General features: G+C 64.0%; 17 protein-coding genes. 9 read left to right on the top strand and 8 right to left on the bottom strand.

Features of this window, described 5'->3' with window-relative positions:
• Positions 1-91: 91 nt before the first annotated feature.
• A complete protein-coding gene (locus H0921_RS12145; RefSeq protein ID WP_194538455.1) occupies positions 92-1,231 on the bottom strand; it encodes a tartrate dehydrogenase in 1,140 nt (379 codons plus the stop codon).
• A gap of 324 nt (positions 1,232-1,555) precedes the next feature.
• Between H0921_RS12145 and H0921_RS12140 the strand changes: the two genes are divergently transcribed.
• Positions 1,556-2,212, top strand: coding sequence for a hypothetical protein (locus H0921_RS12140; protein ID WP_194538444.1), 657 nt, complete (start codon positions 1,556-1,558; stop codon positions 2,210-2,212).
• A 243-nt stretch (positions 2,213-2,455) separates the two neighbouring features.
• Here H0921_RS12140 and H0921_RS12135 read toward each other — a convergent pair whose 3' ends face one another.
• Entirely contained in the window at positions 2,456-3,643 is a 1,188-nt protein-coding gene (locus tag H0921_RS12135; protein WP_194538442.1) for a class I SAM-dependent rRNA methyltransferase, read from the bottom strand.
• Between the two features lie 98 nt (positions 3,644-3,741).
• Positions 3,742-4,188, bottom strand: a complete 447-nt coding sequence (locus tag H0921_RS12130) for a response regulator (protein WP_194538439.1) — start codon at positions 4,186-4,188, stop codon at positions 3,742-3,744.
• Positions 4,189-4,586: 398 nt separating this feature from the next.
• Here H0921_RS12130 and hemF point away from each other — a divergent pair, with 398 nt between their 5' ends.
• The 4 genes from hemF to H0921_RS18340 all read left to right on the top strand — a co-directional run bounded on the left by hemF (position 4,587) and on the right by H0921_RS18340 (position 11,558).
• Positions 4,587-5,516, top strand: a complete 930-nt coding sequence (gene hemF / locus H0921_RS12125) for an oxygen-dependent coproporphyrinogen oxidase (protein WP_194538436.1) — start codon at positions 4,587-4,589, stop codon at positions 5,514-5,516.
• A gap of 131 nt (positions 5,517-5,647) precedes the next feature.
• Positions 5,648-6,244: a crossover junction endodeoxyribonuclease RuvC gene (locus H0921_RS12120; RefSeq protein WP_315851892.1), complete on the top strand. Its 597-nt coding sequence runs from the start codon at positions 5,648-5,650 to the stop codon at positions 6,242-6,244.
• 389 nt (positions 6,245-6,633) lie between these two features.
• Positions 6,634-8,298 (top strand): YifB family Mg chelatase-like AAA ATPase, encoded by a 1,665-nt coding sequence (locus H0921_RS12115; RefSeq protein WP_194538434.1) that lies wholly within the window; start codon positions 6,634-6,636, stop codon positions 8,296-8,298.
• Between the two features lie 149 nt (positions 8,299-8,447).
• Positions 8,448-11,558, top strand: coding sequence for a protein kinase domain-containing protein (locus H0921_RS18340; RefSeq protein ID WP_194538432.1), 3,111 nt, complete (start codon positions 8,448-8,450; stop codon positions 11,556-11,558).
• Between the two features lie 291 nt (positions 11,559-11,849).
• Here the strand turns inward: H0921_RS18340 and H0921_RS12105 are convergent, their stop codons facing one another.
• Together H0921_RS12105 and H0921_RS12100 are read right to left on the bottom strand one after the other, a co-directional pair.
• The gene (locus H0921_RS12105; RefSeq protein ID WP_194538430.1) at positions 11,850-12,440 is read right to left on the bottom strand and encodes a hypothetical protein; all 591 of its coding nucleotides are present in this window, start codon (positions 12,438-12,440) and stop codon (positions 11,850-11,852) included.
• A 606-nt stretch (positions 12,441-13,046) separates the two neighbouring features.
• Positions 13,047-16,838, bottom strand: a complete 3,792-nt coding sequence (locus tag H0921_RS12100) for a protein kinase domain-containing protein (RefSeq protein ID WP_194538428.1) — start codon at positions 16,836-16,838, stop codon at positions 13,047-13,049.
• Between the two features lie 374 nt (positions 16,839-17,212).
• On the opposite strand from H0921_RS12100, the gene H0921_RS12095 reads away from it, so the two are divergent.
• The 4 genes from H0921_RS12095 to H0921_RS12080 all read left to right on the top strand — a co-directional run bounded on the left by H0921_RS12095 (position 17,213) and on the right by H0921_RS12080 (position 21,499).
• Positions 17,213-17,671 (top strand): ASCH domain-containing protein, encoded by a 459-nt coding sequence (locus H0921_RS12095; protein WP_194538422.1) that lies wholly within the window; start codon positions 17,213-17,215, stop codon positions 17,669-17,671.
• A complete protein-coding gene (locus H0921_RS12090) occupies positions 17,664-18,395 on the top strand; it encodes a (5-formylfuran-3-yl)methyl phosphate synthase (protein WP_194538420.1) in 732 nt (243 codons plus the stop codon). The genes H0921_RS12095 and H0921_RS12090 overlap by 8 nt, the downstream gene beginning before the upstream one ends.
• A gap of 375 nt (positions 18,396-18,770) precedes the next feature.
• Positions 18,771-20,048: a beta-ketoacyl-[acyl-carrier-protein] synthase family protein gene (locus H0921_RS12085; RefSeq protein ID WP_194538419.1), complete on the top strand. Its 1,278-nt coding sequence runs from the start codon at positions 18,771-18,773 to the stop codon at positions 20,046-20,048.
• Positions 20,049-20,200: 152 nt separating this feature from the next.
• The gene (locus H0921_RS12080; protein WP_194538417.1) at positions 20,201-21,499 is read left to right on the top strand and encodes a beta-ketoacyl-[acyl-carrier-protein] synthase family protein; all 1,299 of its coding nucleotides are present in this window, start codon (positions 20,201-20,203) and stop codon (positions 21,497-21,499) included.
• A 189-nt stretch (positions 21,500-21,688) separates the two neighbouring features.
• Here H0921_RS12080 and H0921_RS12075 read toward each other — a convergent pair whose 3' ends face one another.
• The 3 genes from H0921_RS12075 to queC form a co-directional block, all read right to left on the bottom strand.
• A complete protein-coding gene (locus tag H0921_RS12075) occupies positions 21,689-22,276 on the bottom strand; it encodes a hypothetical protein (RefSeq protein ID WP_194538415.1) in 588 nt (195 codons plus the stop codon).
• A 56-nt stretch (positions 22,277-22,332) separates the two neighbouring features.
• Positions 22,333-23,601 (bottom strand): PQQ-binding-like beta-propeller repeat protein, encoded by a 1,269-nt coding sequence (locus H0921_RS12070; protein ID WP_194538414.1) that lies wholly within the window; start codon positions 23,599-23,601, stop codon positions 22,333-22,335.
• A gap of 84 nt (positions 23,602-23,685) precedes the next feature.
• Positions 23,686-24,423 carry a 7-cyano-7-deazaguanine synthase QueC gene (queC, locus tag H0921_RS12065; RefSeq protein WP_194538410.1) on the bottom strand — a complete coding sequence of 246 codons (738 nt, stop codon included), beginning with the start codon at positions 24,421-24,423 and terminating at the stop codon, positions 23,686-23,688.
• Positions 24,424-24,450 lie beyond the last annotated feature (27 nt).

Genomic DNA, 24,450 nt, shown 5'->3' with positions numbered 1-24,450 from the left:
AGGGGCAAGCCGGCTTTTGGACCTGTCCGCCCCGTGCAAAGCCCCTGCAAGGTTCCCTGCCTAGCCCTTGGAAGGTCGGGGCCAGGGCGGATCATCCTTGCAGAGCGGCGACCACCGCATTGCCCATATCCGTGGTGGTGTGCGAACCGCCGAGGTCAGGGGTGCGGACTTTCCCCTCCGCGAGAACAGCAGCCACGGCCTGGCGAATCGCTTCCGCAGCGGCACTCAGGCCCAGATGATCCAGCATCAGGCCCGCCGACAGAATGGCCGCTAAGGGGTTGGCGATACCCCGGCCCGCAATGTCCGGTGCCGAACCGTGGACCGGCTCGAACATGCTGGGATATTCCCGCGTCGGATTGATGTTGGCGGAGCTGGCCAAGCCGATGCTCCCCGTCACCGCCGCCGATAGATCGGTCAGAATATCGCCAAAAAGATTGCTGGCCACAATGACGTCGAACGTTTCTGGCTTGCGGACCAGGTCCATCGCGGCGGCATCGACCAGCAGGGAGTGGCTCTGAACATCGGGATAATCCCGGCGAACGTCCTCGAAGACCGCATCCCACAGTCCCATACCCCAGATCAGAGCGTTCGACTTGGTAATGCTGGTGACTTTTTTGCGGGGGCGGCGACGGGCCGCTTCAAACGCCGCCCGCATGATCCGTTCGCAACCCCGGCGGGTGAACAGGGCCGTCTGCACTGCCACTTCCGCCGGCGTCTCCGGATATAATCGTCCGCCCACGGGCGCATATTCCCCTTCCGTGTTTTCCCGGAAAACCAGCAGGTCGATCTCGCCGGGCTTTTTTCCCACCAGCGGGCAAGGAACACCGGCGAACAGATACGCCGGGCGCAGATTGACGTACTGATCGAAGCGCCGCCGCATGGGCAGGAGCAGTTCATGGACCGTGATGCGGTCCGGCACACTCGGATCCCCCACCGCTCCAAAGAGGATGGCGTCATGCTCGCGCAGCAGGTCCCAGCCATCCGGCGGCAGCATGTGCCCGTGCTTCTTGTAATAAGCCGTGGACCAGGGAAGGCGGTTCCATTCTAGCCGCGCAGGACTATACCGTTGCACAGCGGCTTCCGCCGCCCGGATCGCTTGTTCGATCACCTCCGGTCCGATTCCGTCCCCTGCGATGACGGCAATCCGCAGAGAAGAAGGGGAGGAAGCCGCCGATGGAGAGGAAACAGGGGTCGGGGAGGAAGCCGCCGCCGGGGTAGAGTCAAGCGCCATTGTCGAGTCCTCGCAAGGATGGTATAGGCCAGCAAAGATCGAGGCCGGTAAAGTTTGCCCGATACTTACAATCGGTCAGCGTATGACCCGCCTGCCGGGGGAAAGTGACAGGGGGGTGTAGACGGACCGCCGCAGATCGGGGACAGTGAAGATAGCCAAAGGATAGAGTCGGCGGCAAGTTCCCTTCCAGTTTCAGGGGGGAACCGCATGGCAGGATGTCCGACAGCCATGGGGTGGAGTGCAGGGACCGTCAGGGTGGAACGGTTCGCAAGTTCCAGTGCGGCCACAATCGACCGATGCCGGAGGAAACCCGGCGGGCTGGGCATGTTGCTGCTCCTGCTGCTCGCCCCGTTAGCCGGATGCAAGTCCCGAGAAGGGAGCCTGGGGCGCGGGTCCGATCCGCTGGTGTATGGCCCCGACCGCATTCCGCGGCAGAACGTTCCCTTACCTGAGCGGGGCGCCGTTGGGCAAGGCCGGACCGATCCGCTCATCGCCGCTCCCGCCGGGCGCACCGGATCGCGTGATTCCTCCGACGGCGGCTACAACGACGATCCCGCCCGCTTCCGCGGCGTGCATATTCCCAGCCCCGCCACCACCCCGGCCGGTCTCGCGGGCCGCTGGGACGACGAGGGCTTGAAAATCCCCGATGGCCCCCCGGAACGTGTCCCCCTGCGCCCGGCGGCAGACAGCACCCCGGCTGGTCCTGCGCCACCTGCCCCAGCCCCGGCTTCCACCCCGCCGCCCCAGCCCGACAGCATCCCCACCACTGGGCCGCCGCTCCAGGAGTTGTACCAGGAACTGGAACGCCTCGGTGCGCCCCGCGACAGCTTCTCGCTCCAACGGGAAGGCAGCCAGTACCTCTTCCGGGCCACCTTGCCCTGGGACGGCGCCCGCCGCCAATACACCGGCCTGGGAACCACCCCCGCGGAAGCCGTCCGCCAGGTGCTGGAACAAATCCGCCTCGACCGCGCCTCCCGGTGACTTCCCACCGCCGAAATCCCCGCCGCCGGAAATCCCTCTCCCCGCAACACCCAAACCCTCTCGGCATGGACACCGAAATGATCCAACGTCTCCCCCGAACCCAGCAGCACCAAAGTGGTGCATCCGGCCTCAGAGTACCCGGTAAGCAGCCGGTACCGGCAGATAGGAGAAGCGTTACGAGCAGAAGAGACGTCGAGAGGACACCAGCAGACGAAGAGATGATGAGGGGAGCAGGATCAAGTTTTAGAGCACCCGGCAGATGAGGCATTTGAGATACCCCGTCTCCGGGCAGGTCATGGCGATGGGGTGATCGGGGGCTGGACCGCGCCGTTCCAGGATGTGCACATCGCGCCGGGCGGCCACCGCCGTTTCCAACAACAGTTGTTCCAGTTCCTCCTGCAAGATAACTCCGGTACAGCAGCAGCAAACCAGCAGCCCCTCTGGGACCAGCAGGCGCAGAGCCAGGCGATAGAGGCGGTGATAGCCGCGCAGGGCTTCCGGAACGGCTTGGCGGCGGTGGGCGAATTTGGGCGGGTCCAGGATGACCACGTCGAAGCGTTCCCCGGCTCGGACGAGTTCCGTCAGGCGATCGAAGACATCGGCACACTCCCAACGCACGGCAGCCTCCAGGCCGTTGAGGACCGCATTGCGCTGGGCCAGGCGGATAGCCGCTTCTGACCCGTCGATGCCCAGGACAGCCGCCGCGCCGTGCCGCGCCGCATGCAAAGCAAACCCCCCGCTGTAGCAGAAGGCATCCAGTACCCGCTGGCCCCGGCACAATTCCCCCACCCGCCGCCGGTTCTCCCGCTGATCCAGATAAAAACCCGTCTTCTGTCCTGCGGCTATGTCCACCACGAACCGTAAGCCGTCTTCCACAATGGTCAGGTCCTCCGGCGGGGGTTCACCCCACAGCACGCCCTCCGCCAGCTCGATCCCTTCCAGGGAGCCAATCCCCTTTTCCGCCCGGAGGTAGAGACCGCGCAGGGGTACCAAATCGCGTAAGGCTTCCACGAGCCATTCCCGTCGCTGAGCTAGCCCCAAGGCAGACAGTTGCATCACCAGCCACGGACCATAACGATCGACGACGAGGCCGGAGAGAAAATCCGCCTCGCTGAACACCAGGCGGCAGCCGCCCTCCGGTGCCTCCCCGTACGAAAGGGCTTGCCGTAGCCGGACGGCTTGGGCTAGCCGTTGGCGGAAGAGGGCCGGACCAATCTCTACCCCTTCCTCCCAACTGTAGAGCCGTACCCGAATCTTCGAGCGGCTGTTGTACAGACCGTGGGCAATGAACTGGCCGGTGTGGGAATAAACGGCTACCGGATCGCCGTCCGCCACATGGCCTTCGATGCGCGCGATCGCGCCGGCAAATACCCACGGATGGCGGTGGAAAAAGGGCCGGGCCTTGCGAGGCTGCAAAATGATCCGCGCCATGATGGCTTCTGCTCGTCCTATCCAAGCTGGGGAAGGGACAGATACGGGTGGGAAGACCAAACGGTGAGTTCCGCTCGCCCAGAGCTAGCCAGGCCGCTTCAGGAACGCGGAGGGGTAAGCCGGCCTTCCTGGACCGTGCCCAGATAGACCAGCGTCCGCTCGACTTCGCTGCTCATGGATCGGCTGGCGAGCAGCGCTTGCACCCGCAGCAGCAGCTCCGTCTTATTGATCGGCTTGGTCAGAAAGTCGTCCGTGCCGGCTTCCACCGCCGTTTCCACATCCGTCGTTTGGTCCAGGGCCGTGATCATCAGAATGCCGATGTCCCGCGTGGCCGCATCCGCGCGCAAGCGCCGACAGACCTCAAATCCGCTGATCTTCGGCATCATGATGTCCAGCAGGATGACATCCGGCTGCCAGGTGCGGGCCAACTGGAGCGTCTCTTCCCCATTGAGGGCGATGCGGATTTCATGCCCGCTGCCGTCCAAATGGGCTTCCAACAATTCCGCGTTCTGCACGTTGTCGTCGGCGATCAAGATACGAGCCATCAGTGGTCTCTCCCGCAGGCCAGCGTCAGATTCGTCCACGTCTCACGTTCTCGCGGCTGGGAGCGTGGGAACGTCGGAGTTCTCACGCCTCGGCTGCCCACTCCCTTTCCCCCAACCGACTCCCTTTCCCCCGACCGATAATCACCCCTACCATTCACTTCCAGCGTTCGACATTATAGGGAGAGAAAATCCCCAAGGATTTTGGGGTCTGGCCGTGGGGCTCGGCTTTCCCGCCACTTCGAGGGGACTGTTACGCCAGGTTCGAGGGATTACAGGGGAAGTGCTGACCCCAGGTCGAGTCCGGTGAGTTTCGCCAAGGGCTAGCATGGCAAGGCAAGCTCAGCTACACTAATTGAGGACAATAATATCTTTTTTGAAACCTTCCCAGGGCCAAAGCCATGACCACGGCACTGCCTCCCACCTTGGACGCCAGGTACGCGGGGTTACACCAGGCGGCACGCGAGTATTTTCTGAGCCTCCAGGAACGGATTTGTGCGGCGTTGGAAGAGATGGACGGCGGAGCACGCTTTCGGGAGGACCGTTGGGAGCGGCCCGGAGGCGGCGGCGGGCGGACCCGCGTCATCGCGGAGGGGAACGTCTTCGAGAAAGGCGGGGTGAATTTCTCGGAGGTGTTCGGGGAGTTCCCCCCCGATTTTGCCCGGCAGCTTCCCGGAGATGGCCTGCATTTCACCGCCGTGGGGATTTCGCTGGTGATCCATCCGCGCAGTCCGCTAGTGCCAACGGTGCATGCCAATTTCCGCTTCCTCACCCAAGGGAGCAAAGGGTGGTTTGGCGGCGGTGCGGACCTGACGCCGTACTATCCTTATCGCGAGGATGTCATCCATTTCCACAAGGTCTGGAAGCGGGTCTGCCAGCAGCATGCCGCTGTCGCCAACTACGCGGAGATGAAGAAGGCGTGCGATGAGTACTTTTACCTCAAGCACCGCCAGGAAGCCCGCGGGGTGGGAGGCATCTTCTTCGACTACGCCGAAGCCAGTGAGGCCATGTTCGCCTTTGTGCGTGCCGCCGGCGATGCCTTCCTGGAGGCCTATCTGCCCATTGTGCAGCGGCGCAAGGACCTGCCTTACACCCCGCAGCAGCGCTGGTTCCAGGAATACCGCCGGGGACGCTATGTCGAGTTCAATCTGATCTATGACCGCGGCACGGTCTTTGGCCTGCGCACGCAGGGGCGGACGGAAAGCATCCTCATGAGCCTTCCCCCCGTCGTCCGCTACGTGTATGATTACCGGCCAGAGCCGGGCAGCCGGGAAGCGGAATTGACCGAATACTGGCTCATCCCGCAAAACTGGGCCGATATGGAAGCATGAGCGGCGACCTGCCGGCCCTGTAGGAGGCTTGCCAACGGGCCAAATGAGAGAGACCAGCCCCGCTGGCTTTCTCGCCCGACTCAACGCGAGGGATCGCCCCTGTGTCTTCCCTGTCTTCTCGGACCTGTTCCGTGGCGGATCAGACGCACGAAGAGCGAACCTTACCAACTCCGACCGCCTCTCTGCCGCCCGCAGGACCCTGGCGCGTGGTGGGTTTGGACCCTGGACTGCACCGGACCGGCTACGCGGTGCTCGAGGCCGTGCGCGAACAGCACGCCTGGCAACCCCAGGTTTGCGAAGCCGGTGTCTTGCGCGCGCCGCCCGCCCGCCGCCGCGCTGAGGCATTGGCCGAACGCCTCCGCATCCTCCACGACGGCCTGGTCGAGGTCCTGGAGGAGTGGCAACCGGCGGCCCTGGCTGTCGAGCAACTCTACGCCCATTACGCCCACCCTCGCACGGCCATCCTCATGGCCCATGCCCGCGGCGTCTTCCTGCTCGCCGGGGCCGTTCGCGGACTGCCCGTCGTCGGTTATCCCGCCACTCGGATCAAAAAGCTGATCACCGGCAGCGGACGCGCCAGCAAAACCCAAATCCAGTATGCCATCGCCGCCCAGTTGCGCCTGGATCGCTTGCCCCAGCCCCCGGACGTGGCCGATGCCCTCGCCGTCGCCCTCTGTCACTTCCTCGCCAGCGCGCGCTCCCTGCCGGTTCCCCCTCCCTCCTCCTGATCCTCTGCCACCCGCTCCATCCGTTCTCCCAGCGCCACCCCCCCACCCCCCTGGTGAAGCCGACCCTCCAGGTGCCCTGGCGTTCCCGTCTCAGTGCTATGCCTCCGGCAAGCGATTCCGTCCGCTCGACACAAGGGGCTGGTGCCAGCTCTTTTCTGGCGGCAGGGTGTGTTCCGCCGACCTCACCGCGGACGGGTACACATTGTCAAATTTGCCCTCAAAAAAAATCTGTTTATTAATTTCAAACATGGATGCCGTCCGTTTTCCGCGATTCGGTCCCGAACATTTCGGCCGACTTCCTGGCTGGTAGGAAAGCGGAGGCGGGTTACAATGAGGATGATTTTGCGGCCATTGGGACCGAAGGGGGTGGATGAAGAGGAGTTGCGGCGATGCCATCGGACCGTTCTCCCCAGGACAAAAAACGCCAGCGGGAAGAGGAATTCGGACACTTATTACGCCAGGAGCATTCACTCAACGCTGGCTTTTTGCACGGCTTGAAAGGGCAGATTGTGGAGATTCAGGCGCGGGCAGTGGAGGTGCTGCCTACTCCGCGGTCCTGGCCGAACGCCGTGGTCATCACTGGCATGGAGCGGGGGGATGCCCAGCAAGCCCTGTTACGGATCAACGCAGCTTTGACCAAGTACGGCATGAGCAAGTCCCCCGTGATTATTCAGGTTCACTGCACGCCGGCGATGATGTCCAAGTACGGTTCGTGGCTGGACCTCCCCCTGGCCATCATCCTGTTACAATGTGCCGGTTACTTGCCGGACCTGCCCCCCACGGTGGAGGGGGATTACGTGCTGGTGGGCGAGCTGGGTTTGCACGGGGAAGTGCGGCGGGTGCCGGGGATTTTGGCCATCGCGGAAGCGACCCGGCCTGAACAGACGCTGATTGTGCCGACGGGCAACGAACGGGAATGCGCACTCATCGCCGCTTCCCCGGGCCGGCAGCACGGCCGCATCGCCGCCGTCAGCATGCTGGATGAAGTCATCGAGTTTTTCCAGGGGAAACGCACCTTCGACAACGTTCTCAATCAGTTGATTTCTCTGGAGCCGTTCGGGAGAAAGCCGATCGATTTCGGGCGGATCAAGGGGCAGGAGCAGGCCAAGGAAGCCGCTCTGCTTTGTGCCGCCGGGGGCCATAACCTCTTGTTCATTGGGCCGCCAGGGGAGGGCAAATCCCTGTTGGCCAACGCCATTGCCGGCATCCTGCCCCGGCTCACCGTCGAGGAACAGATCGAACTGACCCGCATCTATTCCGCCGCCGGGCAACTCGAACGCGACGGCCAAATTGTCACCCAGCGTCCCTTCCGGGCGGTGCATCACACCATCAGCAAGCAGGCCCTTGTCGGGGGCGGCACTTTGAAGCTGCAACCGGGGGAAGTCACTCTCGCCCATCTCGGCATCCTCTTCCTTGATGAGCTGCCCGAGTTCCGCCGGGATACTCTGGAAGCCTTGCGCCAGCCGCTGGAAAGCGGGCAGATCACCATCAGCCGCACCCACGCCGCCTTCACCTTCCCCTGCCGCTTCACCCTGGTGGCAGCCATGAATCCCTGCCCCTGCGGCTACGCGGGCACGGAGCGCTGCACCTGTTCCCCCACGGCTGTGGCCAAATATCAGAAGCGCCTCAGCGGACCGCTGCTCGACCGCATCGATCTGGTGGTGGAATTGCAGCCGCTGACCCTGGAGGAGCGCTTCTCCGAAACGACGGACGGTCAAACGGAACTCCTGCGGCAAAAGGTGGAAGCTGCCCGCGCCCGCCAGACGGCCCGCTTCCAAGGCACCGCCATCGGCTGCAACGCCGCCATCCCCGCCGGTCGCATCCTGGACTACTGCCGCTTCTCCCCCGCAGGATTGGAACACTACAAGCAAAGGGTAGCCCAGGCCAACATTTCCACCCGCTTGACCGACCGTCTGGCCCGCGTCGCCCGCACCATCGCCGATCTGGACAACTCGGACTCCATCGAGCCGCCCCACGTGGATCGGGCCGCGACCTTCGTGCTCGACCAGCGCCTCAATTTTGCCCCTGCTGCCGAAACAGAATCCCCGGCGTGAACCTCTCCGTCCATCCCGCAACTACGAGGAACTGGAATGATCCCGTATCATGCACTAAAGTGGCGGCAGCCCGATCGATGACAAACCTCTAGCGATTGGGAAACAGCGGCTGGACCACGACCACGAGGTCGGATTCTGGGAACTTTTCTATGCCCGGATGTGATAACTCCGCGAGTGCTCAGCCGGATTCCTGGACAGCAGCAGCGGCGACGGTGTCGTGCCTGCCCGGCGCGCTGCCCCGGCCTTCAGAGCCGGTGCCGCCCTCCATGCCCGTGATTCCGGGGTATCGCGTCATCGATTTGATCGGCTGCGGAGGCATGGGACAGATTTTCCGGGCGTGGGACGAGGTATTCCAGCGGGAAGTCGCAATCAAGGTGTTGCTGCCCAATGGCGACCGCCAGCGGTTTGTCACCGAGGCGCGCATCACAGCTCAACTCTCGCACCCGTCCATTCCCCCTGTTTATGCTTTGGGGCAATTGGCGGACGGCCCACCGTATCTGGTTATGAAGCTGATCCGCGGCGAAACGCTGGCGCAAATCCTGGCCCGGCGCTCCCACCCTCTGGAAGAGTTGGGACGCTGGCTGGATGTCTTTGAGCAGGTGGCGCGGGCAATCGGCTTTGCACATGCCCACGGCATCGTTCACCGCGATCTTAAGCCGGGCAATATCATGGTCGGCCCGTTTGGCGAAGTGCAAGTCATGGACTGGGGGGTGGCCAAGGTTTTGCGGGACTTCCCGGCTTCGGCTCCCGCGGATGGTGCCTTGCCCGCCTCGGCTCCGCCCGCCCCTGCTTCTTCCAGTTCCCCGGTCGCTCCCACTCCCCCAAGCAAGGGCAGTCCCCCTGCCAATCCCCGGGGCAGCTCCTCCCCAGCCTCGCCCTCGCCTCTGCCCGACGGACCCTCCCCTGGGTCTGCGGGAAAGCCGGCCTCAGATTCGGGCGAGGGAGACAGCAGGCCGGAACGCCCAGAGTGGGACTCCATTCTTCAGGCTCCCGTGTCGGCGGAAGGGAATAGCCGCACGCTCGCGGGACAGGTGGTCGGCACGCCGGCTTACATGGCGCCGGAACAAGCACGGGGGGAACAGATCGATGCCCGTGCGGACGTCTTCGCTCTCGGCGGCATCCTGGCGGCAATCCTGACGGGCCAGGAGGTTTTCCGCGGCCAAAGCCTGATGACGATGATTGTCCGGGCGGCCACAGGGGATACGGACGAAATTGTGACACGTCTGCGTCAATGCGGGGCGGATGAGGAGCTGGTGCAACTGGCCTGCGACTGCCTGGCGATTGACCCGCAGCAGCGCCCGCCCGATGGTCTAGCCGTGGCCCAGCGCCTCAGCTCGTATCGCTATACAGTCGAGCAGCGGCTGCGCGCTGCGGAAGCGGAACGGGCAGCCAATCGCGTTCGGGATGCCGAGCGCCGCCGACGCCGTCGCTTGCTCGGTTATGCCGCCAGCGCTCTGGGAATCGTTTTACTTCTCGGGATCACGGGGATCACGCTGGCCCTGATCGAGGCTCGCCGCGCCGTGGAAGCGGAGCGCCTGGCCAAGCAGCGCGCTGAAGACAACCACCTGCGGGCGGAGCAGACCGCCGCCGAGGCCCGCGCGGCCCAGCAACTGGCCGAATCCCGCCGGCTCGAAGCCGAACAGGCCCAGCAACTGGCCGAATCCCGCCAACGCGAAGCGGAACGCGCTCAGCAGCGTGCCGAACGACACGCTCGCGAAGCCCAACAACGGCAGGCCGAAACCCAGGCCCTGCTTGACTTCCTCGAACGGCACATTCTGGCCGCAGGACGGCCCGCAGGCATCGAAGGCGGGCGGGGCTATAACCTCACACTCCGCCAGACCCTGGACTTCGCCCTCCCTTACCTCTCCACCACCTTCCCGGACCATCCCTTCGTCGAAGCCCGCCTGCGTGACACCCTCGGCAAAACGTATCTCTACCTGGGCGAGCTGCCCAAAGCCGAACAACTCCTCCGCACCGCTCATGCCCTCTACTGCTGCACCCGCGGGCCGACTGACCCGCTCACCCTGCAATCCCTCAATACCCTCGCCGTGGCCCTCTCGGACATGGGCCGCAATCGCGAAGCCCGGGCGATCCTCGAACCTCTTTATCTCCACCACCGGCAGCATCTCGGACCGGATCATCCCACGACCTTGCAAGTGGCCCTCAACCTCGCCGTGCAGTACGTCCATCTCGAACAACTTCTGCCAGCGCTGGAGTTACAAATCGACACCCGCCGCCGCCAACTCCGCACCCTGGGAGCCAACCATCCCCAGACTCTCCGCAACTACAACAACCTCATCGCCACCTGGCAGAAACTTGGGCAGCACGAGCTAGCCCTGCACGCTCTCGAAGAGCTGGCCGCCCGCTATGAGCAGACCCTCGGCCCCCATCACATCGACACCCTCACCGCTCAGGCGGACCGGGCCAGCACACTCTTCACCTTGCACCGCACAGGGGATGCCTTCGCCCTCTCTCAGCGTGTCCTCGACACCGCCCTCCAGCACTTCGGCCCGGACCACCCGGACACCTTCGCCATCCGCCTCAAAGTCGCTCACGCTCACTTCCTGCACCGGCAATTGCCCCAAGCCCAAGCTCAGGTCGAGGAACTGCTGCCCGCAATGAACCGCCGCCTGGGCCGGGAACACCCCCTGACTCTCGAAACCCGCCGCTTACTGGCTCAAATTTACGACCAACTCCATCGCCACCAGGAAGCGGCGGCTCTCTACGAGGAAAACCTCCAGATCACCCGCCGCCATCTTGGTTCTGAACATCCCCGCACCCTCACCCTGATCGGAGAACTCGTTCTGCTCTACGATCAACTCGGCCAATCGCCCCAGGCCTGGCTGCTCTACGAAGAAGGTATTGTTCTCCGTTCCCGCCGCCTGGCCAATCACCCCCAGGACCTGGGCAACCGCCTCTCGCTTGGCGGGATGCATTGCAATCGTGCTCACCTCCGCCGCCGAGGGGGATGCCCCGCGGACAGCCTCGATGACTACCACCGTGCCATCGCTTTGCTCACCCCCCTGCTCCACGGCACCCCTTATCGCCAGCGTGCCCAACTGTTCCTGCGCAATTGCTACTGGGGACGAGCTATGGCTTGGGAAATGCTGCAACGCTACGAGCGGGCCGATGCCGATTGGCACACCGCCATCCAACTGTGCGAACCGCAGGAGCGGGCCATCCTCCAGAAAGAACAAGCCCAGTGGTTCGCCCGCCGCTTCCTCCGCCTCGTCCCCCCAATCCTGGGTTCGCTCCGTTGACTCAGTCCAGGTTTCGATTCGCACGACAAGCTCGCGCACCGTCCCTGCCGCCATGGCGGATACCTGAATGCCCTGTCCACCCCATCCCTTCATTGGAGCGATGTCGCAAGAAGCAGCCGGGATAACACGCGCGTCCCAGCGCCTGGCAGAACCTTTCTTCAAGTCGATGGTTTGTCCCGCCCAGAGGGATGCTTCCTGGAAGGCCCTTCCATGTGGGTTTTGAGACTTGGGTAAACCTGGAGTAGCACGACGGGGAGCCTGGCTCGGTACCTTCAGGCCACCGTCCCTGATCTAGCTCGACCCGTGGGGAGCCTGCCTCTGCTCCTCCTGCCAGGCTTGATAGACCTGACTGGCCTCGCGCCACTGGCGGTATTCCCGGCGACCTGCCAGCGCCAGCACTCCCGCCCCAATCAGAAGCACCCCGAACAGGAAGTAGAACCCGGCCAGGACGAAGTCGCCTGCCATCCCCAACCGGCCTCCTTGCGCCAAATTGATCAGGCCGAACAGAAGCGAACCGATGCCGTTCCCCAAAGTATCACGCGCCGTGCCTCGGATGCTCTGGATGCCGACGTGGATGAATACCAAGCCAATCAACGCCTGAAACATGCCGAAGCAGGTGGCCAGAGCAATCGCCGCCTTCTGAGCCTCCCGATCCGCGTCGGGTTTTTCCTCGCCTGCCCCCACAATGAACAGGATGAGGAATGCCAAATTGACTAAGGCCACGATACCGTAGATGATCCAGACGGCACCGGCTACCTGCACGGTCTTGGGATACGGCACGGCGGACTCTTCGGAGTGAGGATACGGCACACCAGAGGCGTCCGCAGAGGAAGCGGGAACCGCCGAGGGGTCAGATGCGGACCGATTGTCAGCGTTCGGCATAGGCGGTCTCCTGGGGCACTTCCAACTCACCCTTTCCTCAGTTGGCTTTTCATGCAGCTTTTCCGCACAGCGAGGATACTTCGGGGGAAACAACGATTGCGATCCTCTCCCCAGCCGTCTCGTCTACAGCGATTGCGATCTTCTCCTCAGCCATCTCGTTTTTTGCTTGTATGCGGTGTCTTGGTCGAGGCTGCGTTCGCATCGTTTCGAGGATAATCTGCCGGAGATCATCGGTCAATCTGCTGCCTTTAAAAAACGGACAGCGCAAAGCCTGCTCATAACCCCCGAAGGGAGGCGGCTGGTACTCTTCTGGACGTGGGGTGGGTGACGCGGAATCGTCAGTGGGTCTTTTTCACCAGGTCCAAGCCTGGGGGTTCCTTTTTCCCCTGAGAGAACAAGCCGGGGGGTTCCCTTCCACCTGAGAGAAAGAGCAAAGCCTGGCCGGCGGTTTTTCCAGTTCGGGGAGCTGGAGGAAAGGGGCCTGGTGGCGAAGGCAAAGGGGCCTGGTGGCGAAGGCAAGCGGACAGCCTTTACGGCTTGGAACTAGAGACGAAATGATGAGGGAACCGAACGAACAAGGGGACGATATGGACTCGCGGGGGAAGATCAGGCGGTGGGAACAAAGGCATTCGGAGGCTGCGTCCAGGGGACGTCCGCCCGGCTGTGGGGTGGATGGTCCGAAGCCAGGAGTTGCTCGTAGGCTTGCTGGCCGAGAGGACCCAGGTGGGGCAGAGCAGTCAGAGGGATTTCTTCCTCCCGATACAGGCAGAGGTCCTCGGCAGCGGTGAGGAGATGCCAAGGCAGGTCGGGCCGGAGGTCGGTCAGTATTTGGCGGAGGCGTTCGCCTGCTTGTCCCGAAGGAAGGAGGGCCACAGCACGAGGGGTGCTGGCGAGTTCGGAGTGGGCCGCCGGGAGGTCCGGGGCGGCTTCATCCACGGCCTCGCGTAAGGCGTTTTCGGCCATTTCCGGCGGGGGGAAGCACTCGAAGAAGGCGGCGGCGGGATCGTGGCGAGGAAGGTGAGGATCGATCACCGCTCGGCATTGTTCCAACAGCCAAGCGGCGAAGTCCGCCCCCTTGGCGGCGACTTTCAAGCACACGTTGCCCAAACCGCGGAACTTCCGTTGCAGAGCCTGCTGGAGGCGCGGTTCCCACGAATCGAAAAGGGCCGGCTGCTGGGTGAGCAACTGCTGGAGTAAGCGGTCGGCGGCGGTGGGGACGTCGGTCGCACCGTAGGGCAGGAGGCGGCGGCCAGTCATGGCAGGAGCGGTGGAGGCCGGACTGAGACGGTCCAACTGTTCGCCGAGCTGGCGGAGAGCTTGACGGCACAAAGCCAGGTCCCGGAGAAACTCTGGGGCGGCGTCCCGCTGATGCCGCAGTAACGGCAGAAGCCGCTCGACGATCCGGCACTGCAATTGCCGCTGAGAGAGCAGCCGCAGGCTTTCCAGGATCTCCTGCACCAGGGCGGAGCGGCGCAGCCCCAAGCCCAAGGTCCCGCCCTGCTCCAACTGAGCAATCAGATGCAAGAGACGCTGATAGAGCTGGCGGACTTGCCGTTGCAGGTCCTGATGGGTTTGTTCCAAGGCGGCGATTTGTACATCCCAGCGCTGCTCGATCTGGCGCAATGCTTCTTCCGCGCCAGCGAAGCGATAGCCGGGCATTTCCAGCATCTGAACCGCCAGGACGGACAGAGCGGCGTCGCATTCCCGCAGGAGGCGCTCATAGGTGGCCGCAAAGACTGAATCGCAGATCGGCTGGGGAAAACGAAGGTCCGCCTCCGGTTGGGGGTCCACTTGCGGTTTGCCCACCAGACGCAAAATCTGATCCAACACCTGACACACGGCGAAAGCGTCCACCTTGCTAGCGGAGGGAGTGTGCGTGCGCAGAGATTGGAGGAGGGCGTCGCAATAGCGATCGGGGTCGTCGCCGAGGTGGAGCGTCAGGTCGTGGCGGAAGGCGGCCACGAGTTGCTCGGTGGTCAGGCCGTGGTGGCTCCATTGTTGCTCCAGCCAGCCGGCGACGAGGGGGCGGAGGGCTTCGTAGGTGGCGGAGTCTTGGGCATTCCAGCGTTGGAGCAAGAGGCGGGCCAGGCGGTGAGCCGCCGCATCGAGCAGTTCCCGCCGCGGCCAGTCGAAGCGGTACAGCCCGGCCAGATGAGCCGAGGGAAAAGCCGGACGGGGAAGCTCCTGGAGGTAACGGCCCAAAGGGGTGAACAGGTGCAGGAAGAGAAGGTAAGCAGCATCGGTGAGCCAAGACTGCTGCTGCGGTGAGGAACTGTGCAGCGGGCGGACCAGGAAATGGAGGGAGGTAAAGGGCGGTTCGGAATCGCGCCAGCTTCCCTCGTCATTGTCCAGATGCGTCTCATAGACGCCACGGCCCGACTGACAATACTCCAGTTCCCGCAGCGCGGCGCAGGCGTTGCCCAGAGCGGCGGACGTCTGCGGTGAGCGGAGCAGACGGGGATCGGCCGGGGGTAACAGAAGCAGGGCATGGAGGCGCGGCTGACAGCCCAGGCGGCGCAATTCCCGCCGCAGCCAGTAAGCCAACTCCAGGAACATGCCGCTGCCGCTTCCTCCGCCCAGATCGGCGATCAGGAAAAAATGCGGGTGATTGGAACGGAGCGTCAGGCCGGTGTGGGCGGCTGCCTGTTGCAGAGGCTGGTCGGACAGGAGAATGTCCAGTTCGCGGCGCAAGCGCAGGAGCAAGGGGCGGGAGTGGTCCAGGAGGGCGAGGCGTCCGAAGGCCCGCATTCCTTGGGCGGCAGCGGGTTGGCGCCCCAGGCGGGCCAGACTTCCGGGAGGGAGCCACTGCTCCACAGATGGCAAGTGCGGATGCTGGAGATAGTGAGCCGGCCGTTGCAGGCGAGCCAGAAACCAGGGGTTGTCCATCAGCACCGACTGAGTCGGCGTGGCCGTGGTCCCTGGCGAAGGGGTGGGGACCACGGGCAGCGCGGGGGAAGAGAGCGTGCTGGAGATGGCCTGCGGGTCCGTGTCGATGCCCAGCCAGCGCAGGTGGGGCAGTTGCCGCAGATCACTGTAACGTTGCTGGAGCAAACTCTGGAAGGCTTCCACCACTCGCAGGCCGTTGGTTCCCAAGCCGATGATGCCCGCCGGGATCAGCACGCCTGACCCCGTGCGTTCCGGAGGGGCGGAGCGGGGGGCATTTACGAGCTGGGAAGGCGGCCCGCTGCCGAGACCGTCTTGCCGCAGCCGGGTAACGGACTGGGACGTGGTCAGGGTGGATGGCGTCACCAAGCGGGGGGTAATGAGGGCCGCGGTGCTGCTTCCGGGTGCTCGCGGAGAAGCCACAGGCGATGGGACGCCCACGGAGGAAGCGGCGGAGGGGACGCCGCTGGCGGAACGACCAGCAGGGGAGGCCGGCGGCTGAACGGTGCCGGGCGGGACCGCCTCTGGCGGATTTCCTCCGGCCCCAGGAGGAGCCATGCGCGTGGCCAGAGCCGAGGCGGCTCCGACACTGCTGACCGCATGAGTGGGAGGCGGTGTGGGGCGGGTGCGCGCTTCCTGTTCGGCATCCGGCACGTCCGCGCCGGTCGCTACGACGATCCGCCCTTCCCCCGAAGCCCGCAAGGCTTGCACCATCTCCATACAGCTCGGCCAGCGCTCTTCCGGCACTTTACGCAAGGCCCGCCGGATCACCTCGCGGTCCCCCTCTGGTAAAGGTTCGACATCCGGCGTGCCGGAGAGATGCTGCATCAGCAGTTGCCGGGTGTTGGTGCCGTGGAAGGGCCGTGTGCCGGTCAGCAGCTCTTGATACACAATGGCCAGGCTGTATTGATCGCAGAAGCGAGTGACGCGCCCCTCGAAAGTTTCCGGTGCCGCATATACCGGCGTGACTCCCCCCGTGACCGTCGCGGACATGCCGTCGAGCAACTTGGCCAGGCCGAAGTCTCCCACCTTGACGTGATTGGCCACCAGGAAGAGGTTTTGCGGCTTGATGTCCAGATGTTGGATCTGGTAGTGGATATTCATCAGGTCAATGGCTTCGGCAGCCTCTTCCATGTAGCGGAGGAGTTCGCCGCGGGGGATGCCGCCCAGGCCACGGGCCCGGCACTCCCGGAATCGGTCCCACAGATTGCGGTCGGCCAGTTCCATGACAATGATCAACTGGCCTTCGATAGTGTCGAAGCGTTCTAAGGACAGGACGTAGGGATGGCGGATTTCCCGGACGCGGCGCAAGGCTTTGAGTTCCTGCTCCGCCGGTCGGCTCTGTTCGTCCGACCCCTGGAGATCGCCAAAGACGAACTTGGCCGCCTTGTACAGGCCGCCGGGCGCCTCGACTTTCCAGACCTCTCCGAAGCCGCCGCGCCCCAAACGCTCGATCAGCCGGTACCCCGACAAAGGCGCGGGCAACTCTTCCTGACTGACCAGACGCAGTGGCATAATCGTCTCGTTCGTCCTAGCTACCGAATCGATCGGCTGTTCTCTTCCGCCAGGCGATTCCTTGCAGCGAGCAGAATCGCCGACAGGCCGGAAACCTCCTCCAGTCCAGGAAAATCTGGGCGACGCTGCAATCCAGGGGGCGATCTACTCGACTTTTTCGGGGGCGATCCACTTATTCCTTAGCTTGCAATTTCCACGGACGCAACAATTCGACGCCGCCGGCGGACTAAAATTCCTGGAAACCGAAGCGGAGAGGGGCCTTCCCGGCCGTCCGTGCTGTACCTCTTCACTCTCAATGTGGAGAATTGTGCTTTGGGCGGAAGTGAGCGTCCGGCGCCAGCCGGTAGGGGAAGGCAGGGGCCAGGGGGCGATCCATGAGCCGCAGTCCATCCCGTCATTCCTCCGCGGTGAGCTGGGCACTGTCCGTGCGTCAGCCGTGGGCCGGCTTGCTAGTCGCGGGAGTCAAAACGATCGAGCTGCGCCGCTGGGCGGCCCGCCATCGCGGCTGGACCCTGATCCATGCTGCCCAGTGGCCCGCGGGTGAGGCTCTCGGCTGGCGCTACGTGGCGGAAGCGGCGGTCCGTTATCCCCGCCTCTGGGAATTGTGCACCTTGCGCGGCGGCATCATCGGCATGGCGGAATTGGTGGAGTGCGTCCGCTATACTCAAGCGGGGCAGTTTGCGGCGGATAGTTCCCGCCACTTGCAGCCGCCGGAGGCTTTCCATCCCGGCCTGTATGGTTTCCTCTTCCGCCAGCCCCGCCCTCTTCCCTATTATGCTTGTAAGGGTCAGACCTTTTTCTTTCCGGTGGAAGGATTCCACACCCATGAGTAATCCAAAGAATACGCCGCAACTGCTGGTCAGCGTGCGTCATGCCAGTGAGGTGGCCGCTGCTTTGGAAGGCGGGGCCGATCTGATCGATGTCAAGGAGCCGAGCCGCGGTGCTCTGGGGGCAGCCGAGGCCGACGTGGTGGCGGCGGTGGTGGATGCCGTTGCGGGCCGCGTCCCGGTCAGTGCTGCCCTGGGAGAGTGGTCCGAGCACGCTCTGGTGCACGCCCATTGGCACCTGGAATTGCCCCTGCGTTACGTCAAATGGGGGTTATCCGGTTATCCGCACACACCCGGCTGGGGGGAAGACCTCCTGGAAGCCCGCCGCCAACTCCCCGCCCATATCGACATGGTCCTGGTAGCCTACGCCGACTGGGGGCGGGCCAAGGCGATTCCGCCGCTGGAAGTGGCCCGCTTCGCCCGCCGCTACCGCTTCGCCGCGTTCCTCCTGGATACCTGCGTTAAGGACGGCAAATGCCTCCTGGATTTCCTCAAACCGGAAGCGATTGCGGGCTTGATCGAGCCGCTTCAGAACGCCGGGATCACGGTGGCCTTGGGCGGCGGCTTACGCCCGGAACATGTGAAGGCTCTCCGCGGCTTGCGCCCGGATTACTTTGCGGTGCGCGCCTCCGCCTGCGCCGGTAGCAAGCGGACGGCCCTGATCGATCCCCATCGCGTCCGCAAGTGGAAAGAGACGCTGGCGGCGGCCTTTTCCCCGGCCCGCTCCTAAAAGCCGGCGGCGGCTTGCCCCGGCTTTGCCGAGGGTGGAGTCCTGTGGCTTCTGCCAGGGCCGCCAGTCCCAGGGTAACGAACCGGGATCGGCAGGACAAGTATGGAGCGGGTGATTCCACCAGCGGAGCAATTTCCTATACTAAGCGTGGTGCGGTGGAGGAGGGAAGGATGCCAAACCTCATCCCCAGGACTTGAACGGTCTCGGCCCCCTGCTCAGCCGGCCTCGCGCTCAGCACAGGGGAGGACGACACGGGATGAGGAACCAAGACGGCGGCCTATCCTTCTCCACATTCGGATCTTCGGATCGAGTCCAGGCAGAGGAAAGGAGTCCTGGGGTGGGGAGCGGAGAGACGATCCGCCAGTGGGTTGACCGATGACGATGTTGTCCCGCCGGGCTGTCGTTACTGGCTTCGGCGTGCTCAGTCCGATAGGCAATGCTCCGGAGGCGCTCTGGTCGGCGCTGTTGGCTGGCACAGCCGGCGTAGGCCGGATTACCCTCTTCGATCCGTCCCATCTTCCCTCGCAGATCGCCGGCGAAGTCAAGGATTTTCAGCCGCGGCAAATGATCGACAAGTCCTATCGCCGCACGCTCAATGCTATGGCCCGGACCGTTTCGCTGGGCGTGGTGGGCTGTCAGTGGGCGATGGCGGACGCCGGTTTGTCCCGCGGCAGCTTTGACCCGCAGCGGTGCGGCATCGAGTTCGCCTCGGTCATGGGTGCCACAGAGCTAGACGATCTGGGACCGGCAGCGGTGCGTTCCATTCGCCCGGATCGGAGCGGCCCGGACATGCGGGCCTGGGGAGAGCACGGCATCCCAGAAGTGCCGCCGTTGTGGATGCTCAAGTATCTGCCTAACATGCCGGCCTGCCACGCCACCATCCTTTACGACATTCAAGGGCCGAGCAATACGCAGATCATCGGAGATGTAGCTGGGGCGTCCGCCTTGGAGGAGGCACTGCGCATCCTGCGGCGGCAAGCGGCGGACATCATGCTGGTGGGAGGAAGCGAAGCCAAGGTTCATCCCTTGAGTTTGAGCCGCTTCAATCTCTTCGCTGAATTTTCGCGGCGCAATGAGGACCCCGCAGGGGCGGTCCGGCCTTTTGATCGCGACCGAGATGGCACGGCACTGGGGGAAGGTGCGGCGGTGTTCGTCCTGGAGAATCTGGAGCATGCCCGGCAGCGGGGAGCCAGCGTCTACGCCGAGGTGATGGCAGTGGCCAGCGGCGTGGACCGGCAGTACACGGGGCAAGGACTAGCCCGCGTCATTCGCCAGGCGCTGGCCCTGGCCGGCATCACGCCGGAGGAGGTGGATCACGTCAATGCCCACGGCCTGGGAACGCGTGCCGGCGACCGTTTCGAGGCCCGCGGCATTGCGGAAGTTTTCGGTACGCGGACGCCTGTCTTCGCACCCCTGAGCCGGTTTGGCAACCTTGGTGCGGCTTCCGCCCTGCTGGAACTGGCGTGCAGCGTCCTGGCCCTGCGCCACGGCTGGCTGCCGCCCACCCTCAACCACCAGCATCCGGACCCCGAATGCCCCATCCACGTACACGTCGGCGAACCCCGCCCTGTCCGCCGACCTTACGTGGTCAAAACCACCTACACCGACCTGGGCCAGTGTGCCGCGATTGTCATCCGGCGCCCGGACAACTGAGGGGGACAGCAACCCCTCGGACGGGGGAAAGTTTCTCCCGACCAGCGGAATGGAATATCACGGAATATCACCGGGCGATGTGCCGCCGCGGCATCCGCTGGACCGGCCAGTGATTGCGACCTGTTCCGTGGATTGAGGTGAAGGTCTTGAGCATGCGCAGGCGTGTTGTCGTCACCGGGATGGGGGTGATTACACCCTTGGGGCAGAGCGTGGCCGAGTTGTTCGCGGCACAAGTCGAGGGGCGCACCGCCGTCGGCCCCATCACCCGCTTCGATGCCCGCACCTTTCCGACGACCTTCGCTTCAGAAGTCAAAGGATTCGATCTAGGCCGGTTCCTCCGCGACCCTCAGCGCTACCGCAACTGCGGCCTGAATACACAGTTTGCCTTGGCGGCGGCCCGGCAAGCCCTCGAAGACGCCGGCCTGCTCGATCCGGCGCGGGGGGATCGTTCCCGTATGGGGGTCTATCTGGGGTCCGGGGAAGGCAGCGATGAGTTTCCGGTCCTGGTGCGCGGTTTGGCTCATGCTTCGCCGCCGCCGGAGTCGCCCGGTCCCGTCGATCCCGCCCGCTTCACCCAGTTCATGTTGCAGTGGATGAATGGTCCCCGCGAAAGCGAGCAGGAGATGTACACGCCGGCGGCCCACCTCGCCGTGGAATTCGCCCTGGAAGGTCCCAATCTGGCGTGCCAGACCGCCTGCGCCGCCAGCTCCCAGGCGATCGGAGAGGCGATGGACCTGATCCGTTCCGGCGCCGCCGATGTCATGCTCGCTGGCGGCTCCCATAGCATGATCCATCCCCTGGGAGTGACGGGCTTCAATCGCCTGACGGCCTTGTCCCAGCGCAATGACAGCCCGCAGACCGCCAGCCGACCCTTCGATCGGGACCGCGACGGCTTTGTCCTCGGTGAAGGGGCGGGCCTCCTCGTGCTCGAAGAACTCGAACACGCCAAGGCTCGCAAGGCAACCATCTATGCCGAACTGACCGGTTACGGCTCTACCGCGGATGCCTTCCGCATGACTGATCCCCACCCCGAAGGACGCGGGGCTAGCCAGGCTATGGCCCAAGCCCTGGCGGATGCAGCTCTCCAACCCGCCGACATCGGCTACATCAACGCCCACGGTACCAGCACCCAAGCCAACGACGCCACGGAAACCGCTGCAATCAAAGCCGTCTTCGGCCCCCAAGCGTATCGCATCCCGATTTCCAGCAGCAAAAGCATGCTCGGCCACCTCATCGCCGCCGCCGGAGCCGTGGAACTGATCATCACCATCATGGCCCTGCGCCACGGAGTCATTCCCCCCACCATCAATTACCAGACCCCGGACCCCGCCTGCGACCTGGACTACGTCCCCAACACGGCGCGGGAGGCCCGCTTCCAGCATGCTCTCAGCAACAGTTTCGGCTTCGGCGGCCAGAATATCGCCCTGATCGTCTCACGCTTCTCCTCCTGACCCGACCGGACCGACTCTTCCCTTCTGCCCAGCCGATGCCTCATGGAAGTCAGGGGCCTAAGCACGGCGCTAGTGCGGAAGCACGGCCAGCCTCGTTCCATACCGTCGGACACTCGTTCCATACCGTCGGATACGGATGCCGCCAACTCTCGAAAATCGAAAGAAGCGAAGGCTTGGGTTAGAACCGGATCAGGCAGGCGGAGTGCCAGCGTCATCCGGCGGGGGGTCTCCCGGAGATGGCGAGCGGGGCAAGGGGCGAAAGCGCTTTTCCAGCCGCCGCTGACGGTAGATGATCAGGTCCCGATGGAGTTTGGCCTGATGGTCGGCCTGCAACTCGCGATAACGAGCCATCCAATAGCGGCGCGTGGCGATGACATCGATACTGGCCAGCATCACCACAACCCCCAGCAGCACGATAACCGCAATCCAGTAATAGCCAACCAGGCGAGTGAAGCGGCGATCGGCGGCGGCCTCCGCTTCCTGAGCCGGATTGGGAGGATGCTCACCGGCCTGAGCCGCGGCCTGGCGCTGCCGCTCCGGGATAGCCACCAGCCGCTCATCCATGCCGCTGAGGTAGTAGCCGCCGATCATGCTGCCGATGATCGTGAGCAGGGCGGAAATCACCAGCCGCCGCCGCCCCTGAGCGCGATAGTGCCGTTGATCCTCCGCCGGTAAAAAGGGTTGCTCCCGCAGACGCCGATAGAGCCGTATCTGGCCCCAACCGGCCCCAACTCCCAGAAGGATCAAACCGGCGGACAACAGCAGTCCGATGATCACGATCGTGGCTCTCGATCCAGGCGAAGGAAAGATTCCGGCATTCCTTGCTAGCCCGCTTAGTGCAGAGACAGAGGAATGCAGAGCAGCTCCTGTTCATCGCGCAAATACAGGCGGCCATCCACCAGGGCGGGATGGGCCCAGGTGGGACCGCAGACCTTACTCCGGGCCAGTTCCTTGTACCCTTTGGGATCCGGCGCCAGGAGAATCAGATGGCCGTTGTCATCGAGCATCAGCAGATGTTCTTCTCCCGGCGGTCCGCAACGCAACAGGGCGGCATGGTAGCGCCCCACATCCTTGCGTTCCCAGACAATTTTGCCGCTCTTCACCTCGACACAACGCAGGGTAATGCTCGGATTGAGCAGGCTGGCCGCTCCGTTGATCATGTACAGGTAATCGCCGACCACAACCGGTGTCGAGAAATAGCAGGTCAGGTGCTTGTTTTCCCACACCTTCTCCGGCTGGATTTGCTTCTCCTTGTTATTCAGGCGCAATGCTACGGTTCCTGAAGTGACGGTGCTGCCGATCACCAGATCGTGAGTCCAAACCGGAGTGGTGGAGGATTCGACCAGCCCTCCAACGCGGCCCTCCCAGGGGAACTTCCAGAGCAACTGTCCCTGCGGCGACAGTCCCAGGAGGTGGGAACCTCCCAGAAAGATGAGCTGTTGCCGGGCGAAGATGGGCGAGGCATAACTGGCTGGTTCCTGAGTGGCCTTCCAGACGGTTTGGCCTGTGCGGGCGTCGAAAGCCACGATGCCGGCTTGCGGACCGCCTACCATCACTACCACTTTGTCTCCCTCGACCAGGATCGGCGAGGTAGACACGCCAAAGAAAAGGTTGCGGGCCTGGAACTCCGCTAAAGTATCGACCTTCCAGAGGAGGCTGCCATCTTGTGCCTTCCAGCAGGCGAGGATGCCAGTGCCGCCGTAGGTGTAGATGCGGCCTTGATGGACCAGCGGCGTGGAGCGAGGACCAGCCCCAAAGAGCGGCTTGAATTCCGCACGTTCGTAACTGTTCTCCCACAGGCGTTTGCCCGTGCGGGCCTCGAAGGCCGCCAGGGCATCGGCGTTTTTCCCCGCGGGTTCGTAAAAAGCGTAGACCACTCCCTGGACTACCACCGGCGAACTATGGGCGGGACCCAGCGGCTGCCGCCAGAGTGCTTTGAGTTCCCCCTTCCAAGGTTGGACCTTTTCGGGAGTGCTATTGTCCCGGTTGGGGCCAAGGAATTGCGGCCAATCAGCTCCAGCACATAAGCCGCACCCTGCTAACACGCCCCCCGCTATCAGGGCGGCAATCCCCAGAGTCTGGGCTGGCAGATAGCGCATCATGGCGATCTCCTCGGTGTCGGCAGCGGCCTGACGGCGCGAACTTGCGCCTCCTCTGCCTCGCTGTCTTCCTGCCCCAGACGAAGTTCAAGGGAGTGCACCGGCGGACTGTTCCAGCACGGCAGGGGAAGCGCTAGCCAATCCGGCTTCGGCAGGGTCAGCAATGCCCGCTTCGGCGAACCCTTTCTTCCGCAACTGGCAGGCGTCGCAATGCCCGCAGGGACGCCCTTGCGGATCGGGATCGTAGCAACTGAGGGTCAAGGCGTAATCCACACCCAGCCGCTGTCCCTGGCGAATGATCTCGGCCTTGGTCAGGTACAGCAGGGGAGCATGGATGCGGAAACGCCCGCGCCCTTCGACGCCCGCTTGGGTGGCCAGTTGGGCCAGGGTCTCGAAGGCGCGCAGAAATTCGGGCCGGCAGTCGGGATAGCCCGAATAGTCGAGCACATTCGCTCCGATGAAGATGTCGAATGCCCCGAGGGTTTCCGCATACCCCAGGGCCAGAGCCAAAAGCAGGGTATTGCGGGCCGGTACATAGGTGATCGGAATGCCCTGGGCCAGGGCTTCTGCCGGGCGGTCCTTGGGCACAGGAATGTCGGCCGTCAGGGCGGAGCCGCCGATAGCACGCAAATCCACGGCTACGATGCGATGCTCGGCCACTCCCAAGCGGCGGGCCAATTGCCGGGCGCGCTCCAGCTCAATCCGATGCCGCTGGCCATAATCCACGGACAAGGCATAAACCGTGTACCCCTCCTCCCGTGCCAGGGCGCAGGTGGTGGCACTGTCCAATCCGCCGCTCAGAAGGACCACCGCTTTGCCCGCCATCGGCTCATCGCCTCCACCACTTGGAGA

Source organism: Thermogemmata fonticola, assembly GCF_013694095.1.
GTDB classification, from domain to species: Bacteria; Planctomycetota; Planctomycetia; order Gemmatales; family Gemmataceae; genus Thermogemmata; species Thermogemmata fonticola.
The sequence above is the reverse complement of the archived record's forward strand: the minus strand, read 5'-3'. Positions and strand labels throughout refer to the sequence as shown.